This window comes from Paracoccus aminovorans (assembly GCF_001546115.1).
Classification (GTDB): domain Bacteria; phylum Pseudomonadota; class Alphaproteobacteria; order Rhodobacterales; family Rhodobacteraceae; genus Paracoccus; species Paracoccus aminovorans_B.
In genome coordinates, this window is the sequence record NZ_KQ955210.1 from 347383 (window position 1) to 361351 (window position 13969).

16 protein-coding genes and 1 tRNA gene are annotated in these 13969 nt (G+C 65.8%); 7 read left to right on the forward strand and 10 right to left on the reverse strand.

The features are described from left to right. From ASV56_RS24085 to ASV56_RS19570, 9 genes are all read right to left on the reverse strand, one after another. On the reverse strand, positions 1 to 195 hold a 195-nt coding region (locus tag ASV56_RS24085), incomplete at its 3' end, for a hypothetical protein (protein WP_172823802.1). A gap of 87 nt (positions 196 to 282) precedes the next feature. Beyond that, positions 283 to 621: an HNH endonuclease gene (locus tag ASV56_RS23145; RefSeq protein ID WP_082724940.1), complete on the reverse strand. Its 339-nt coding sequence runs from the start codon at positions 619 to 621 to the stop codon at positions 283 to 285. After that, entirely contained in the window at positions 621 to 1268 is a 648-nt protein-coding gene (locus tag ASV56_RS19540) for a tail assembly protein (RefSeq protein ID WP_062563647.1), read from the reverse strand. Before ASV56_RS19540 ends, ASV56_RS23145 begins: the two co-directional genes overlap by 1 nt. Then, the gene (locus ASV56_RS19545; protein WP_062563648.1) at positions 1265 to 1894 is read right to left on the reverse strand and encodes a phage tail assembly chaperone; all 630 of its coding nucleotides are present in this window, start codon (positions 1892 to 1894) and stop codon (positions 1265 to 1267) included. The genes ASV56_RS19540 and ASV56_RS19545 overlap by 4 nt, the downstream gene beginning before the upstream one ends. Before the next feature lie 3 nt (positions 1895 to 1897). Further along, the gene (locus tag ASV56_RS19550; RefSeq protein WP_062563649.1) at positions 1898 to 3409 is read right to left on the reverse strand and encodes a phage major capsid protein; all 1512 of its coding nucleotides are present in this window, start codon (positions 3407 to 3409) and stop codon (positions 1898 to 1900) included. Continuing rightward, the gene (locus ASV56_RS19555) at positions 3406 to 3726 is read right to left on the reverse strand and encodes a gene transfer agent family protein (protein ID WP_062563650.1); all 321 of its coding nucleotides are present in this window, start codon (positions 3724 to 3726) and stop codon (positions 3406 to 3408) included. Before ASV56_RS19555 ends, ASV56_RS19550 begins: the two co-directional genes overlap by 4 nt. After that, entirely contained in the window at positions 3719 to 4927 is a 1209-nt protein-coding gene (locus tag ASV56_RS19560; RefSeq protein ID WP_062563651.1) for a phage portal protein, read from the reverse strand. The genes ASV56_RS19555 and ASV56_RS19560 overlap by 8 nt, the downstream gene beginning before the upstream one ends. Before the next feature lie 109 nt (positions 4928 to 5036). After that, positions 5037 to 6722, reverse strand: a complete 1686-nt coding sequence (locus ASV56_RS19565; protein WP_156429254.1) for a DUF6538 domain-containing protein — start codon at positions 6720 to 6722, stop codon at positions 5037 to 5039. Between the two features lie 92 nt (positions 6723 to 6814). After that, a tRNA-Thr gene (locus tag ASV56_RS19570) sits at positions 6815 to 6889 on the reverse strand. A 134-nt stretch (positions 6890 to 7023) separates the two neighbouring features. Between ASV56_RS19570 and ASV56_RS19575 the strand changes: the two genes are divergently transcribed. The 7 genes from ASV56_RS19575 (at position 7024) to ASV56_RS19605 (ending at position 12046) form a co-directional block, all read left to right on the forward strand. After that, positions 7024 to 7203, forward strand: a complete 180-nt coding sequence (locus ASV56_RS19575) for a hypothetical protein (protein ID WP_062563653.1) — start codon at positions 7024 to 7026, stop codon at positions 7201 to 7203. Next, a complete protein-coding gene (gene murA / locus ASV56_RS19580) occupies positions 7204 to 8487 on the forward strand; it encodes a UDP-N-acetylglucosamine 1-carboxyvinyltransferase (RefSeq protein WP_062563654.1) in 1284 nt (427 codons plus the stop codon). Further along, positions 8480 to 8959 carry a DUF2948 family protein gene (locus ASV56_RS19585; RefSeq protein ID WP_062563655.1) on the forward strand — a complete coding sequence of 160 codons (480 nt, stop codon included), beginning with the start codon at positions 8480 to 8482 and terminating at the stop codon, positions 8957 to 8959. The genes murA and ASV56_RS19585 overlap by 8 nt, the downstream gene beginning before the upstream one ends. Before the next feature lie 216 nt (positions 8960 to 9175). Continuing rightward, positions 9176 to 10486: a histidinol dehydrogenase gene (hisD, locus tag ASV56_RS19590; protein WP_062563656.1), complete on the forward strand. Its 1311-nt coding sequence runs from the start codon at positions 9176 to 9178 to the stop codon at positions 10484 to 10486. Continuing rightward, complete coding sequence (locus ASV56_RS19595; protein ID WP_017998173.1) at positions 10483 to 10974, forward strand: UPF0262 family protein; 492 nt, start codon at positions 10483 to 10485, stop codon at positions 10972 to 10974. The genes hisD and ASV56_RS19595 overlap by 4 nt, the downstream gene beginning before the upstream one ends. Positions 10975 to 10977: 3 nt before the next feature. Further along, positions 10978 to 11436 (forward strand): arsenate-mycothiol transferase ArsC, encoded by a 459-nt coding sequence (locus ASV56_RS19600; RefSeq protein ID WP_062563657.1) that lies wholly within the window; start codon positions 10978 to 10980, stop codon positions 11434 to 11436. 79 nt (positions 11437 to 11515) lie between these two features. Further along, complete coding sequence (locus ASV56_RS19605) at positions 11516 to 12046, forward strand: PAS domain-containing protein (RefSeq protein WP_082724941.1); 531 nt, start codon at positions 11516 to 11518, stop codon at positions 12044 to 12046. Between the two features lie 31 nt (positions 12047 to 12077). On the opposite strand, the gene edd is transcribed toward ASV56_RS19605, so the two are convergent. Continuing rightward, complete coding sequence (gene edd, locus ASV56_RS19610) at positions 12078 to 13880, reverse strand: phosphogluconate dehydratase (RefSeq protein WP_062563658.1); 1803 nt, start codon at positions 13878 to 13880, stop codon at positions 12078 to 12080. Between the last annotated feature and the right edge of the window lie 89 nt (positions 13881 to 13969).

Here is a 13969-nt window from a genome sequence, read left to right on the forward strand (position 1 = left end):
AGACTCGGTTATGTTCCAACCGTAAATTCCGTTTGCTGCCTTGGCAATCAAACTGGCAGTTACCGGCAAGCCTTTAACCTTATCAAGAGCAGGCAGTAAAAAATATGATAATGCATCGATGACATCTGAATCGGTATTATCTTTTAGGGCCGCCAAAAGAGAACTAATGCGCAAAGATGAAGGCGAGATTCTCATTGAGCCACCTGAGAAAGATTCACTGTCAGGCAGGTTAGCGAGCAGTTTTAAACCTGTCGATAGGGCGGCTCTACATCGAAGGCCACCTTACTGATTTCGTTCTGCCCTCTGCTTCGTCGAACTATGGCAGCCGGTGCACAGCGCCTGCCAGTTGTTCCAGTTCCAGAACAGCGCCTTATCGCCCCTATGGGGCTTGATGTGGTCAACAAGTGTCGCGTCGGCACCGCACATGGCGCAGTAGGGATGAAGGCGCAGGAACTCGGCCCGCGCCTTCTCCCATTCGCGCGTATATCCGCGCGCACGGGCCGAAGGTCGGCGGGCATCGTGGCGACGGTTGCGGGCGCGGGTGCTGGCGATCTGGCACAGGCAGCGCTCGCCATGGGGCACCGTGCGGCCGCAATGGCAGGTATGGGGCGGGCGTGGCATCAGGTGGCACTCAAGCCGGTAAAGATTTCCTCGGTCGTGCTGCCAAGCGGGTCATCCTCGCTGCGAATGGACAGCGAGCCGTTGATCATGGTCCCGCCGGTCCAGACGCGCCCATAGACGATGGGCACAATGCCGCCCTCGCGCGTGGTCGTGGTCGGACCGGTCATGGTGAAAGATTTGGTGTCGTCGGGCGCGTCCTGTTGCGGCGCGATGAAGGACGCGACGCCAGAGATCAGCAGACCGGCACCGCTGGAACCCATCAGGCTGGCGGCGGTCGTCGTGGAACCGAGAATACCGGCTGTCCAAAAGGTGCCAGCCATACCACCCGTGACCATCGACAGACCGATCAGTGCAATCCCGGCGATGATCTTGCCGATGCCACCGCGCTTGCGCCCTTTCACAACTGGCACGATATGCAGGTCTTGCTGGCCGAGCTTGAAGCCGGGAAGCATCGCTTCATCCAGTTCCATGCCGTTGCGGGAAGTCTTGCCCACCACGACACGATAGAAGCCGTGCCGGATCGCGTCGAAGAACTTCGGGAAGTTCGCGCGCAGAGCCTCGATTGCCTCGGCCACGGTATCGACCGCGAAACGATGCAAGCTGCCGAACTCTTTGCCCAATTTGCCGTAAAGATGAATGGTTCTCATGCCTGATGCCTCGCTTTCAATGCCTGTAGCGCACCGCGATCAAAGGCGGGGTCGAAGCCTTGCTCCTCGATCTCGCGCAGCCGCTCGGGCGTGTAAGCGTTAGACGGGGTGTCTTGCTCTTCCTCGGCCGAACCGTGGATAGCCTTGAGCTTGGCGACGTGGCCCTTCATGGCGGCTGCGATCTCGGCCGGGGTCGCGTTCCAGGCCTCGGCAGGGGTCCAGCCAAGCCAGCCCGTGCCCATCTCGAAGAGCTGCGAATAAACCTTTGACCAGGCAACCGGATCACCAGCCGGGGCAGAGGTGCCCTTCGGGGTTTCGTCGTCATCCTCGACCGGCAGCAGGAACCGCGCCAGAAGCTCGCAGAGCGCCGCAGAGACGGCCTTCTCGATCTCGGCAATGGGTCGGGTGCTGAAAGACGCTAGAAGCGCCTCGGCGGCGCTCCTATCGCTTGCAGCGGTGCGAATGATTGCGGTAATCGTGCCGGTGTCGAATTGATCGACACGCCGAAAGAGCGCTTCCCATCCATGGTGCAGCCGCTCAAGGATGGATGCGGCCCGCAAGGTCGGGCGCAGTATCACCACATGGTCGCGGTGATAGAGCGCGATGTCCTCGCGGGCTGCGATCATGGCTTAGACCGCCATCAGCAGCTTGCGGAAGGCAGCCGGGCGGACCACGCCGGCACCGACGCGGCGGCGGGCGTGATAGCGCATCAGACCATTCACGCGGACGCTGTAGGGGTCGGCGAAGACTTCCAGCGACAGCCGGTCATAGATCCGATAACCGCGCTTGAAGTCGCCGAAGATGATCGGCGTTTCGTCGGCCTCGATGTTGGGCATATCCACCGCCTCGACCACCGGACGGCCCAGAATGGTTTCAGGCTGGCCGGCCTGATAGCTGGGCTGCCACAGATAGTTGCCATGCCCGTCTTTCAGGGTGCGAATGGTCGCCAGAGTGGTGCCGTTCATCACCCAGGTGCCGGCGTTGCGATAGGTGGCGGGCAGCGCATACATTAGCGCGATCAGCGCATCCGGCGACAGGTTCGCAGCATGGCCGTTGTCATGGGTGGCAATGTCGGCGTTCGCCATGAAGCCCGAAGGCTCCAGCGCCAGATTGCCATTCACGAAAGCCGCAGCCTCTTTCTGCCCGAAGTCTTCGGCCAGAGCGAGATTCACTTCGGACAGCACGTTGGCGCTATCCTCGGCCAGTTGAAGCGACAGGTCCACATAGGTCGCGATTTCCTTGGTTGCGATCTCGGCCTGATCGAAGGTCGGCTCGCTGGCGTTGCGGGCACCGGTTTCACCCACCCAGGCGGCATTCGTGACGCCGGTGCGGTGCGGTAGGATCACGGTCGCGCTGCCGGTGCTGCGAACGTCAGCGATGCCGCGAATGGGCGAGAACTCGACCAGATTGCGAATGAACTCGCCCGACACGTCTTGCGGTGCCAGAACGTGGTTCGCGGTGTCGCTGGCCGTGGTCAGCGCCTTGGCCTCGACGCTGCCGGTGCGCAGATACTCGACGAAAGCCTTCTTCTCGGCCGTGGTGTCGTTCTTGACCTCGACCACGCCGGGGCGTTGCGCCTTGGCCTCGATAGCGTCCAGACGCGATTTGACTTCCTCGAACTTCTTCGAGGTCAGCCCCTCGATTTCGTCTTTGGTGACATAAGAAACGTTAACAGTCATACTTTCCCCATGGGATTGATCTTGAGATTTCAGAGAGGTGATCTTCGCGCCGGGGTGACAAGGCACCGCGACAACGCTGATTTCGTGCAGGGCAAGCGCCTTGATGGTGCGGCCCTTGGCGTGGCGGGTGGCGTCCGTGGCGACAAAGCCGATGCTCAAGCCAGAGACAGCGCCGGCCTTGACCATGGCGCGGACCTCGCGGGCGCGTTCCACATCATCGACCAGCAAGCGGCCTTTGACGGTCAAGCCCTCGGCCGTCTCGGCGATGGAATCCCAGACGCCGATCACCTGGGCTTGGTCATGGCCGAAAAGCATCGGCACCGAAGCCGGGGACGTGGCGAAAGCGCCTTTCTCGATCACGTCGCCCACGCGATCCGGGGTGCCGAACGGCCACGCCAGACCCGTGATCTCACCGGCATCGGTGACTTCGAGAGCGGCCTTGATTTCGAGACGGCCGGTCATGCTGCCACCCCTACACCGGTCCAGCGCGCTTCGAGGATCTCGAAGGCGACGGGGAAAACCTCGGTCAACGGCCGGTTGTCGGCATAGGCTTCGACCAGTCGCCGGGCATCTTGGGGCGCGGTGCCCGCGCCGATCAGACCCAGACGGATGATCTCGCGCAGGAAATTCGCCGGATAGCTCATATTGACCATACAGGCATAAACCGCGCCGATTCCTTGGCCGGTGATCCGTTCCAGCTCGGCCAGCATGGTGTCGGTCAGACAGAAGGTGCGCTCGCCATCGCCGAAGAACGCGCGAAGCGTGATGTCGTCATTCATTTTCGGGGATCTCGTTCTTGTTCGATGCGGCCGGGGTCGCATCGGTCGGGGTGATATGCGGGGATGCCAGCACGTCGCCGTCATCGCGCGGCGGCAGGTTCAGGCCGGCGCGGACCTCGTTCGCCGTCATCACGCCCGCAGCGCGATAGGTCGAATATGCCGCTGCACGATTGGCGGTATCGGTCGTGGTCAAGTCGTCGGTGATGAACTCGACGTAAAGCTCGCGGCGCTCGGCCGGGGTCAGCAGGCAGCGCGCATAAGCGGCCGCCCAGGTCTTGAGCCACGGGGCGAGGGTGAAAACCAAGAACTGCCGGCCCATTTCCTCGCTGTTCGACCAAGTGGCCCGCGACAGCTCGAAAAGCATCGGCGGCGGGACGTTGAAGGCGCGGGCGACCTCGCGAACCTGTTCGACGCGGTTCTCGATGAATTGCGCATCGGTCAGCGTCTCGGCGATCCGCTGATAGGTCATGCCTTCATCAAGAATTGCCGTGCCACCGGATCGGCCCGCGCCATGGGCGGCTTGCCATCCCTTTGCTAGATTGCCCTTGCCCTCTTCGGTCAGCGTCTTCTCGGTCGTGATGATACCGGACGGCCGGGCACCGTTGGCGAAGAGCTTCGCAACATGCGATTCCATGGCCGAAGCAAGGCCGATTGCCTCGCGCGCCCGGACAATGGGCGAGACGCCATTGAAGGCGGCGACGTGCAGCACGTCAGCGTAATGATAGCGAGCCGGCCCGGCCGTGGTCGTGGAGATCAGATAGGACGGTTCGCCGGTCAGGGTGTCGGTTTCGATCTGGACGCGGCCCGGTTCGACGCGGTGAAGCTCAAGGGCTTCGCCCAGGCTGTTGCGCACCACGACAGCGAAGCCGTGACCGTGTTTCAGCGCGTCGGCCGTCAGATCGGTTCGCAGAGCTTCGGCAGAGGTCCAAGGGTTCGCAGCCTCATGGACAAGGTGATAGGCGGGATGATCGGTGACAGACGCGCGGGTGCCGCGCTCGAAGAGCTTCACCGGCAGGTTGCCTGCGCCTTCGGCGATCAGCGACACGGCGCGCGCGACGGCCGGGACGCGCATTGCGGCCTCGGCCGTGATGTTCTGGCCGGTGATGGTCGGCGCGATACCGAAGATTTCAAAGGCGGCTGGCGAGGACAGACCAGCCGCCTTCTCTTCGCGCGTGAAGACACGCCGAAGCGTGGAAACCATAGACACTAGACGATTTACCCAAAGAACTAGTTACTTGTAGGAAGATAGGCTAATGAAATTGCGATTTAAAGGCTTATGACGCAATATTGTTGCGTGACACATCCGGCCGCTATTCGATATTGTAGTCCGGTAGCGCGTCGATCACGCGGGCTTTCGCAATCAATGAAACATCGCCGTAGTCATCCGATGCGGTGCGTCCGGCGTGGCCTTGGATCGCATCCACCACCCGACTATCCGCGCCAATGTCTCGCGCCAGCGTCTTGAACCGATGCCGCCATGCATGGGACGGCTGGACGCCATCAGGCACAAGATCCAGGTCTTGCAGCCATTGCGAGATGCGGCCGGACGTTCCCCGTGCTGATGCGAGGAAACGGGCAGGGGTCTTTCCTCCGTGAAACAAAGGACCGGCTCGCGCGGTTCTCACAAAGTCGGCGAAGCCCATGGAGATAACCTGCTTGTGCAGCGGCACATCACGGAAGTCGCCTGTCTTGACGCTGCCCGCGTCCGGCGTGATGCGGATCACCCAACGGTCGCCCTCTTGGCGAAGATCCTCTTTCCGTAGCTGCGTCATTTCAGAGACGCGCGCGCCGGTGAAGGCGCAGAGAAGCGGCACCCACCGCTTGGCATCCGTGATATGCGCGCTTTCACGATGGGCGGGATTGTCCGTCGCTTTCGGCTGATAGCCGGTCGAGGCTTTCAGGACCGCGATTGCCTCTGCATCGGTATAACCTGCCTCGCGGGTGCGCCGTTTCTTTGCGACCTCCTGCCGGACGGCCTCGGCCTCATTGGTCGGCAGAAGGTCATTCTCATGCGCCCATCGCAGCATTGCGCGGACGCTGGCGAGATACTTGTCGGCGATGGTCTTCGTTGATTTCTTCTCGGCGACCAGTTTGTCGCGCCAGTCGAGAAGGTTGCGCTTGGTGATGCGTCGGGCATCCGAGTGACCAAGGAATTTGATCAGGTGCAGGACGGCCGTTTCCCAAGCCTTCGCGCCGTCCTTGTGCTTTCCAAGAGCCTGCCGGCTGGCGATGTAGTCCTTGAATAGCTTCTTGATCGGAACCGGCTCTAGCGGCGCGGCTGCGGCCGCTGGTGGGCTAACAACCGGATCGGCAGGCTTGCCGCCATAGTCGCCACGGTCGCGCTCTAGGGTGCGCTGTAGCGCCTCTATCTCGGCGCGCATGATCCGCTTTGCCAAGGTAGCGCGTTCCGCCGATCCCTCGGGCGCGGTCAGGCTATGGCGATCAAGGTAAGCGGCTATCTCATGCTCGGCCGGGTGCGTTCGATCCGCAGCCAGGTCTTTGCGGAGAGCGTCCAGTCGGGCCTTGCGGGTGTTCTGGTCAAACTCGCGAGCGCCTTTCAGGACATGGACCTCTAGGGCGGCATCCAGCATCGCCAGCGGGTCAGACGTGTCTATACCGTCCTTCTGGATACGCTTAATAGCACGGTCGGTTGCGGCCCCGATCTGGTCGGGCGTCGGATAGCGGGCGCGGGTCTGTTCGTCCTCGGCCAGCATATCGGAATAGCGTTGCCAGATCGCGCGGGAAAAGTCCTCGGTGGTGATGGGTGTGCGCAGGTCGTCCAGTCGGTCGCCTGCCGTCGTAGCCTCTGCCGTCGCGATCTGGCGCTGTAGGGTCGCCACGGCAGCAGGCAGCGCCTTCATAGCCGCGCGGCGTTCGCCACCTAGCGGCTTGACCAGTTCTGTCTTGCCGATGATCTGGCGAAGGTGCGCAGGGACAGCCACGCGGGCATAGAATCGACCACCTTTGACCTTGAGATTTTTGACCTGTCCAGCCATCGCCATAACCCCATTCTGGCACCAATGCCGGCACCAAAAGAGGCACTAACCCCAACAAGGCAAGGACTTTTTTAGATTTCAAATGGATAAGATGGTGCTGTGAGAGAGGATTGAACTCTCGACCTCTCCCTTACCAAGGGAGTGCTCTACCACTGAGCTACCACAGCATCGTGGACGGGGCTTTAGACCGAACCACCGGGTAGGCGCAAGGGGGGATTTCCAAAAATCGCGCGGCACCGACCGGCGCCGGCCTTCGCGCCGCCGCTGGACGCAAGCGGGCAAGGACGCTAACAGGGTGGGCATGACCAAACCACCCCGCGACCCCCGGAGCGACACGCGCGAGGCGCGGCTGAAGGCCGCGCTGCGGGCCAATCTGGCGCGGCGCAAGGCGCAGGGCCGCGCGCGGGCCGAGGCGGATTCGCAGGACGAGCAGCATGGGCAACAGACGCCGGATCAGGGCGCGCCCGGGAACGAGGACTAGATGGACCAGATCATTGTAAGGGGTAACGGGCCGCTCAAGGGCGAGATCCCCATCGCCGGCGCCAAGAATGCCTGCCTGACGCTGATGCCCGCGACGCTGTTGACCGACCAGCCGCTGACGCTGACCAACGCGCCGCGGCTCTCGGACATCCGCACCATGACCGCGCTGCTGCAATCGCTCGGGGCCGAGGTGGCCAGCCTGCAGGATGGCGAGGTGCTGGCGCTGTCGAGCCATGACCTGAACAACCACACCGCCGATTACGATATCGTGCGCAAGATGCGCGCCTCGATCCTGGTGCTGGGACCGATGCTGGCGCGCGACGGCCATGCGGTGGTGTCGCTGCCCGGCGGCTGTGCCATCGGCGCGCGGCCGGTGGACCTGCACCTGAAGGCGCTCGAGGCGATGGGGGCGGAACTGGACCTGCGCGAGGGCTATGTCCATGCCAAGGCGCCCTCGGGCGGCTTGCGGGGCGCGGTGATCGACTTCCCGCTGGTCTCGGTCGGGGCGACCGAGAACGCGCTGATGGCCGCGACGCTGGCGCGCGGCACCACCGTCATCAACAACGCCGCGCGCGAGCCCGAGATCGTCGACCTGGCAGAATGCCTGCGCCGCATGGGCGCGCAGATCGAGGGCGAGGGCTCGTCGACCATCACCGTCGAGGGCGTGCAGGCCTTGCGCGGCGCCACCCATCCCGTGGTCACCGACCGGATCGAGTTGGGCACCTACATGCTCGCCCCGGCGATCTGCGGCGGCGAGGTCGAATGCCTCGGCGGTCGCATCGACCTTGTCGCGGCCTTCTGCGAAAAGCTCGACGCCGCCGGCATCGACGTGGTCGAGACCGAGCGCGGCCTCAAGGTCTCGCGCAAGAACGGCCGGGTGCGGGCGGTGGATGTGGTGACCGAACCCTTCCCCGGCTTCCCGACCGACCTGCAGGCGCAGATGATGGCGCTCTTGTGCACGGCCGAGGGCACCTCGGTGCTGGAGGAGAAGATCTTCGAGAACCGCTTCATGCACGCCCCCGAGCTGATCCGCATGGGCGCCCGGATCGAGGTCCACGGCGGCCATGCCACCGTCCGCGGCGTCGAGAAGCTGCGCGGCGCCCCGGTGATGGCCACTGACCTGCGTGCCTCGGTCAGCCTGATCCTTGCCGGGCTGGCGGCCGAGGGCGAGACCATCGTCAGCCGGGTCTATCACCTGGATCGCGGCTACGAGAAGGTGGTGCGCAAGCTGCGCGGCGTCGGCGCCCAGATCGAACGCATCAAGGAGGGGACGGCCGATGGCTGACGCGAGATTCCAGGATGCCGATCCGGCGCCGCTGGCGCTGATGGCGAGCGATGCCGAGGATCTGGCGGTCATTGCGACGCTGGCGCAGGATGCGGTCCTGCCGGTGACCGAGATCGCCTATGATGCCCGCCACCGCCAGCTGGCGCTGCTGCTCAACCGCTTCCGCTGGGAGGATGCCGAGGCCGCCCGCCGCGAGAACCGCCCATATGAGCGGGTGCGCGCGGTGCTGCTGATCGGCGACGTGCAGCGGGTGCAGAGCGACGGCATCGACCGCAAGGATCGCGACCTGATCCTGGAGCTGCTGACGCTGCAATGGCAGCCGGGCCAGGACGGCGCCGGGCGGCTGCTGCTGGAATTCGCCGGCGACGGCACGCTGGCCGTGGATGCCGAATGCCTGAATGTCGAGCTGCGCGACGTGACCCGGCCCTATCTCGCGCCCTCGGGCAAGCTGCCCCGGCATCCGGATAGCTGAACCTCTGCGCACAGGGCCACCGGATGCGCGTGTCGCCCGGTCGCAATGGGTATTTGAAGAACGAAGAAGCGCATGAAGCGTCCCGCTTCTTTGCTCCCCAAATACCCGATCCCAACCGGGCAACTGGGATGGGCGGGGCGGTTCAGGCCGCAGCATAGCCGCTTGAGCCCCCTGGCGGCAGTCGCTAACAAGGGCGGGTCATTGAAGGCCCGAGCCATGCCCATCCATCTTTCGACCGCCCAGCCCGATTTCGCCGAGCGCTTCGCAGCGCTTCTGTCGATGAAACGCGAGGATGCGGCGGATGTGAACGAGGCCGTGGCCGCGATCATCGCCGATGTGCGGGCGCGCGGCGACGCGGCCCTGGTCGAGCTGACCGCGCGCTTCGACCGGCTTTCCCTGACGCCGGAGGCCCTGGCCTTCAGCGCCGATGAGATCGCGGCCGAGACCGCGCGCGTCTCGGCCGAGGATCGGGCGGCGCTGGTCATGGCCGCGAACCGCATCCGTGCCTATCACGCCCGGCAGATGCCCGAGGACATGCGCTGGACCGACCCCGAGGGCGCGAGCCTGGGCTGGCGCTGGACGCCGGTCTCGGCGGCGGGGCTTTACGTTCCGGGTGGGCAGGCGAGCTATCCCTCCTCGGTCTTGATGAACGCCATTCCGGCGCGGGTGGCGGGGGTCGAGCGGCTGGTGATCTGCGTGCCGACGCCCGATGGCGCGGTCAATCCGCTGGTGCTTCTGGCCGCCGAACTGGCCGGCGTCGACGAGATCTATCGCATCGGCGGCGCCCAGGCCGTCGCCGCCATGGCCTATGGCACCGAGACCATCCGGCCGGTCGACAAGATCACCGGCCCCGGCAATGCCTATGTCGCGGCGGCCAAGCGGCACGTTTTCGGCCGCGTCGGCATCGACATGATCGCCGGACCCTCCGAGGTGCTGATCATCGCCGAAGGGGCGCAGAACCCGGAATGGCTGGCGCTGGACCTGCTGGCCCAGGCCGAGCATGACGCCGATGCCCAGTCGATCCTGGTCACGCCCGACGCCGACCTGGCCCGCGCCGTGGTGGCCGAAGTCGAACGCCTGCTGCCGACGCTGCCGCGCGCCGCCGTTGCCGGCGCCAGCTGGCGCGACTATGGCACGGTGATCGTGACCCGCGACCTGGCCGAGGCGGCGGCGCTCTCGGACCGGCTTGCGCCCGAGCACCTGGAGCTTTGCGTCGACGACCCCGAGGCGCTGGCCGGCCAGATCCGCCATGCCGGCGCCATCTTCCTGGGCGGCTGGACGCCGGAAGCGGTGGGCGATTACGTCAGCGGGCCGAATCACGTGCTGCCGACGGCGCGCTCGGCGCGGTTCTCCTCGGGCCTGTCGGTGATGGATTTCCTCAAGCGCACGACCATCGCCCGCCTGACCCCCGAGGCGCTGGCCGCCATTGGCCCGGCGGCGGTCAGGCTGGCCGAATCGGAAGGGCTGGGCGCGCATGGCCGGTCGGTCTCGGCCCGGCTTGCGGCATTGAACGGGGGGAATGGATGAGCCAGGCCAGCACCGACCGCATCTGCCGGATCGAGATCGACGACAGCGCCCTGCCGCCGCCGACCCCGGGCATGGAACAGGACCGCCGCGTCGCCGTCTTCGACCTGCTCGAGGACAACAGCTTCGTGCTGCCGGGCCGCGAGGGCGCTCCGGTGCCGCAGGGCCCCTATGCCCTGGCGCTGGCGGTGCGCGAAAAGCGCCTGGTCTTCGACATCGCGACCGAAGCCGGCGACCGGCTGGCCGAGTTCCACCTGTCGCTGGGCCCGTTCCGCCAGACCGTCAAGGATTACTTCCAGATCTGCGCCAGCTATTTCGATGCGGTCAAGCGCCTGCCGCCGGCGCAGATCGAGGCCATCGACATGGCGCGGCGCGGCATCCACAACGAGGGCGCCCGCACCCTGCAAGAGCGGCTGGAGGGCAAGGCGCAGATCGACATCGACACCGCCCGCCGCCTGTTCACCCTGATCTGCGCCCTGATCCCGGAGTGATTCGTGGCCGGACCGATTCCCCATTCGGTGCTTTTCTGCTGTGATCACAACGCGATTCGCTCGCCCATGGCCGAGGGGATGATGAAGAAGTTTTACGGCCGCGCCGCCTATGTGCAATCGGCCGGGGTCAAGAACGACATGGAGATCGACGGTTTCGCCATCGCCGTTTGCGACGAGATCGGGGTCGAGCTGTCGCGCCACCGCGCGCGGTCCTTCGAAGAGATGCAGGCCTGGGGCGACGACCTGGGCAGCTTCGACCTGATCGTGGCGCTGTCGCCGGCCAGCCAGAGGCAAGCCCTTGAATTGACGCGGGTTGCGCATCTGGACGTCGAGTATTGGCCGATCATGGACCCCAGCGGCCTGGCCGAGGGGCGCGAGGCCAAGCTGGCGCTTTACCGCGGCGTGCGCGACCAGATCCGCAGCCGGATGCTCGAGCGTTTCGGCCCCCCGACCGAAGCCTGAGCGAAAAAATCGCCGCCGCTAAGGGATTGTTAGCGTCTTGGCGCCATGCTGGCGGAAATTCCTGCATGAGGCTTTTCGCATGTCCCAAGTCCAGCGGCTGCACCACGATGTCGAATGGGCGATGCGCGCCATCCGCACGCATCGCGCGGTGCTGATCCTTGATCTGGCCGGGCGAATCCTGGCGGTGAACCAGTGCTGTCTCGGCATGTGCGGCTATCAACGCGACGAATTGATCGGCCGGCCGGTCGTCATGCTGCTGGACGATGCGGAGAAGGCGCCCGAGCGGCTGCGCCAGATGCTGCAAGGCGGCGAGGGCAGGGAGGCGCGGCTGCACGGCCTGGCGCAGGTGGCGAAATCGGGGCGCCGCTTTCGTGTCGATGCACGGATCTGCCGGATCCGGGACGAGGACGGGCAGGTTTGCCTGAATGTGCTGTTCCTGAGCGAATCGGACGGCGAGCAGGAGTCGCTGCGCGCCCTGCTGCCGCGGATGCTGCCCGCGACTGGCGAGGTCATTCGCCTGCCGGCCCGGGGGCTCGAAAATCCATGGGCGCGGCCGTTGCCATGGGCGCCGCCCGCGCCGGAAAACTGCGCCCGGCGCTGCGACGGTTAGCGGCCCGAGCCTGATGCGCTTGCCGGTCCTGTCAGACCACCACCGCCGCGCCTTCGGTCGCGGGGCCGACATGGGCGCGGAAGGCGGCGAAAAGCTCGCGCCCCAGGCCTTCGGCGCTGCGCGATGGATCGTGCTGGACGGCGGGGCGGTCCAGGAAGTCGGGCTCGAGACAGGTCAGCGTGCCCGCGACCGCGTCCAGCCGCAGCAGGTCGCCGTCGCGCAGCCGGGCCAGCGGACCGCCATCCGCCGCCTCGGGCGAGATATGGATCGCCGCCGGCACCTTGCCCGAGGCGCCCGACATGCGCCCGTCGGTGACCAGCGCCAGGCGCAGCCCGCGATCCTGCAGGACGGCGAGCGTCGGGGTCAACGAATGCAGTTCCGGCATGCCGTTGGCCTTGGGACCCTGGAAGCGGACGACGACGATGGTGTCCTGGGTGAACTCGCCGCGCTTGAAGGCGGCTTTCACGTCCTCCTGGTCCGAGAACACCCGGGCGGGCGCCTGGATGACATGGCGCTCGGGCGCGACGGCCGAGACCTTGATGACGCCGCGGCCCAGGTTGCCCGACAGTTGCTTCAGCCCGCCGGTCGGGGCGAAGGGATCGGCGGCCGGGCGCAGGATGCGGTCGTTCAGGCTGTCCCGCGCGCCCTCGACCCATTCGACGCGGCCGTCCCGCAGCTTCGGCTCGCGGGCATATTGGTCGAGCCCGCCGCCGGCGATGGTCTTGACGTCGGGATGCAGCAGCCCGGCCTCCAGCAACTGACCGATCATGAAGCCCAGGCCTCCCGCGGCATGGAAATGGTTCACGTCGGCCAGCCCGTTGGGATAGACCCGGGCCATCAGCGGCACGGTCTCGGACAGGTCGTGGAAATCCTCGAGATCCAGGATCACCCCCGCCGCCCGCGCCATCGCCGGCAGGTGCAGCACCAGGTTGGTCGAGCCGCCGGTCGCCATCAGCCCGACGATGCCATTGACGAAGGCGCGCTCGTCCAGCACCTCGCCCGCCGGCAGGTAATCGTTGCCCAGGCGCGTGATCGCGGCCGCGCGCGCGACGGCGGCGCTGGTCAGCGCCTCGCGCAGCGGCGTGTTCGGGTTCACGAAGCTCGACCCCGGCAGGTGCAGGCCCATGAACTCCATCAGCATCTGGTTGGTATTGGCGGTGCCGTAGAAGGTGCAGGTGCCCGGCGCGTGATAGCTGGCCATCTCGGCCGCCATCAGCGCCTCGCGCCCGACCTCGCCGGTGGCGAATTGCTGGCGGACCTTGGATTTCTCGTCGTTGGGCAGGCCCGAGGGCATCGGCCCGGCCGGGACAAAGACCGCCGGGATATGGCCGAAGGTGCCGGCGGCGATGATCAGCCCGGGCACGATCTTGTCGCAGACCCCCAGATACAGCGCCGCGTCGAAGACGTCATGCGTCAGCGCCACGCCCGAGGCCAGCGCGATCACGTCGCGGGAAAACAGCGACAGCTCCATCCCCGGCCGGCCCTGCGTGACCCCGTCGCACATTGCCGGCACGCCGCCCGCCACCTGCGCCGTGGCGCCCGCGGCATGGGCCGCCTGCCGGATCAGGTCCGGGTAACGCTCATAGGGCTGATGCGCCGAAAGCATGTCGTTATAGGCGGTGACGATGCCGATGTTCGGCTTGCGGCTGGTCGCCAGGTCGTCCTTGTCGGGCATGGCGGCATAGGCATGGGCCTGGTTGCCGCAGGACAGATGCGCCCGGCGCGGGCCCTCCTCGGCGGCGCGGGCGATCTTGGCCAGATAGGCGCTTCGGCTGCTGGCCGAGCGGGCACGGATGCGGTCGGTCACCCGGTCGATGGTGGCGTGCAGGGTCATGGCTGGCTTCTCCTTCGCGCGCAGGGTATCATGTTAGCGGTAACGGCGCAACCGGCCGGCTCTTGCCCGCAGGCGCGCATCGTGGCAAT

What these genes read in the sequence shown, in the direction of transcription:
- ASV56_RS19540 (WP_062563647.1), bottom strand. Translation starts at nt 1,268, where the DNA reads ATGAGAACCATTCATCTTTACGGCAAATTGGGCAAAGAGTTCGGCAGC.
- ASV56_RS19555 (WP_062563650.1), bottom strand. Translation starts at nt 3,726, where the DNA reads ATGAATGACGACATCACGCTTCGCGCGTTCTTCGGCGATGGCGAGCGC.
- ASV56_RS19565 (WP_156429254.1), bottom strand. Translation starts at nt 6,722, where the DNA reads ATGGCTGGACAGGTCAAAAATCTCAAGGTCAAAGGTGGTCGATTCTAT.
- ASV56_RS19550 (WP_062563649.1), bottom strand. Translation starts at nt 3,409, where the DNA reads ATGACCGGCCGTCTCGAAATCAAGGCCGCTCTCGAAGTCACCGATGCC.
- ASV56_RS19605 (WP_082724941.1), top strand. Translation starts at nt 11,516, where the DNA reads ATGTCCCAAGTCCAGCGGCTGCACCACGATGTCGAATGGGCGATGCGC.
- hisD (WP_062563656.1), top strand. Translation starts at nt 9,176, where the DNA reads ATGCCCATCCATCTTTCGACCGCCCAGCCCGATTTCGCCGAGCGCTTC.
- murA (WP_062563654.1), top strand. Translation starts at nt 7,204, where the DNA reads ATGGACCAGATCATTGTAAGGGGTAACGGGCCGCTCAAGGGCGAGATC.
- ASV56_RS19560 (WP_062563651.1), bottom strand. Translation starts at nt 4,927, where the DNA reads ATGGTTTCCACGCTTCGGCGTGTCTTCACGCGCGAAGAGAAGGCGGCT.
- ASV56_RS23145 (WP_082724940.1), bottom strand. Translation starts at nt 621, where the DNA reads ATGCCACGCCCGCCCCATACCTGCCATTGCGGCCGCACGGTGCCCCAT.
- ASV56_RS19585 (WP_062563655.1), top strand. Translation starts at nt 8,480, where the DNA reads ATGGCTGACGCGAGATTCCAGGATGCCGATCCGGCGCCGCTGGCGCTG.
- ASV56_RS19595 (WP_017998173.1), top strand. Translation starts at nt 10,483, where the DNA reads ATGAGCCAGGCCAGCACCGACCGCATCTGCCGGATCGAGATCGACGAC.
- ASV56_RS19545 (WP_062563648.1), bottom strand. Translation starts at nt 1,894, where the DNA reads ATGATCGCAGCCCGCGAGGACATCGCGCTCTATCACCGCGACCATGTG.
- ASV56_RS19575 (WP_062563653.1), top strand. Translation starts at nt 7,024, where the DNA reads ATGACCAAACCACCCCGCGACCCCCGGAGCGACACGCGCGAGGCGCGG.
- edd (WP_062563658.1), bottom strand. Translation starts at nt 13,880, where the DNA reads ATGACCCTGCACGCCACCATCGACCGGGTGACCGACCGCATCCGTGCC.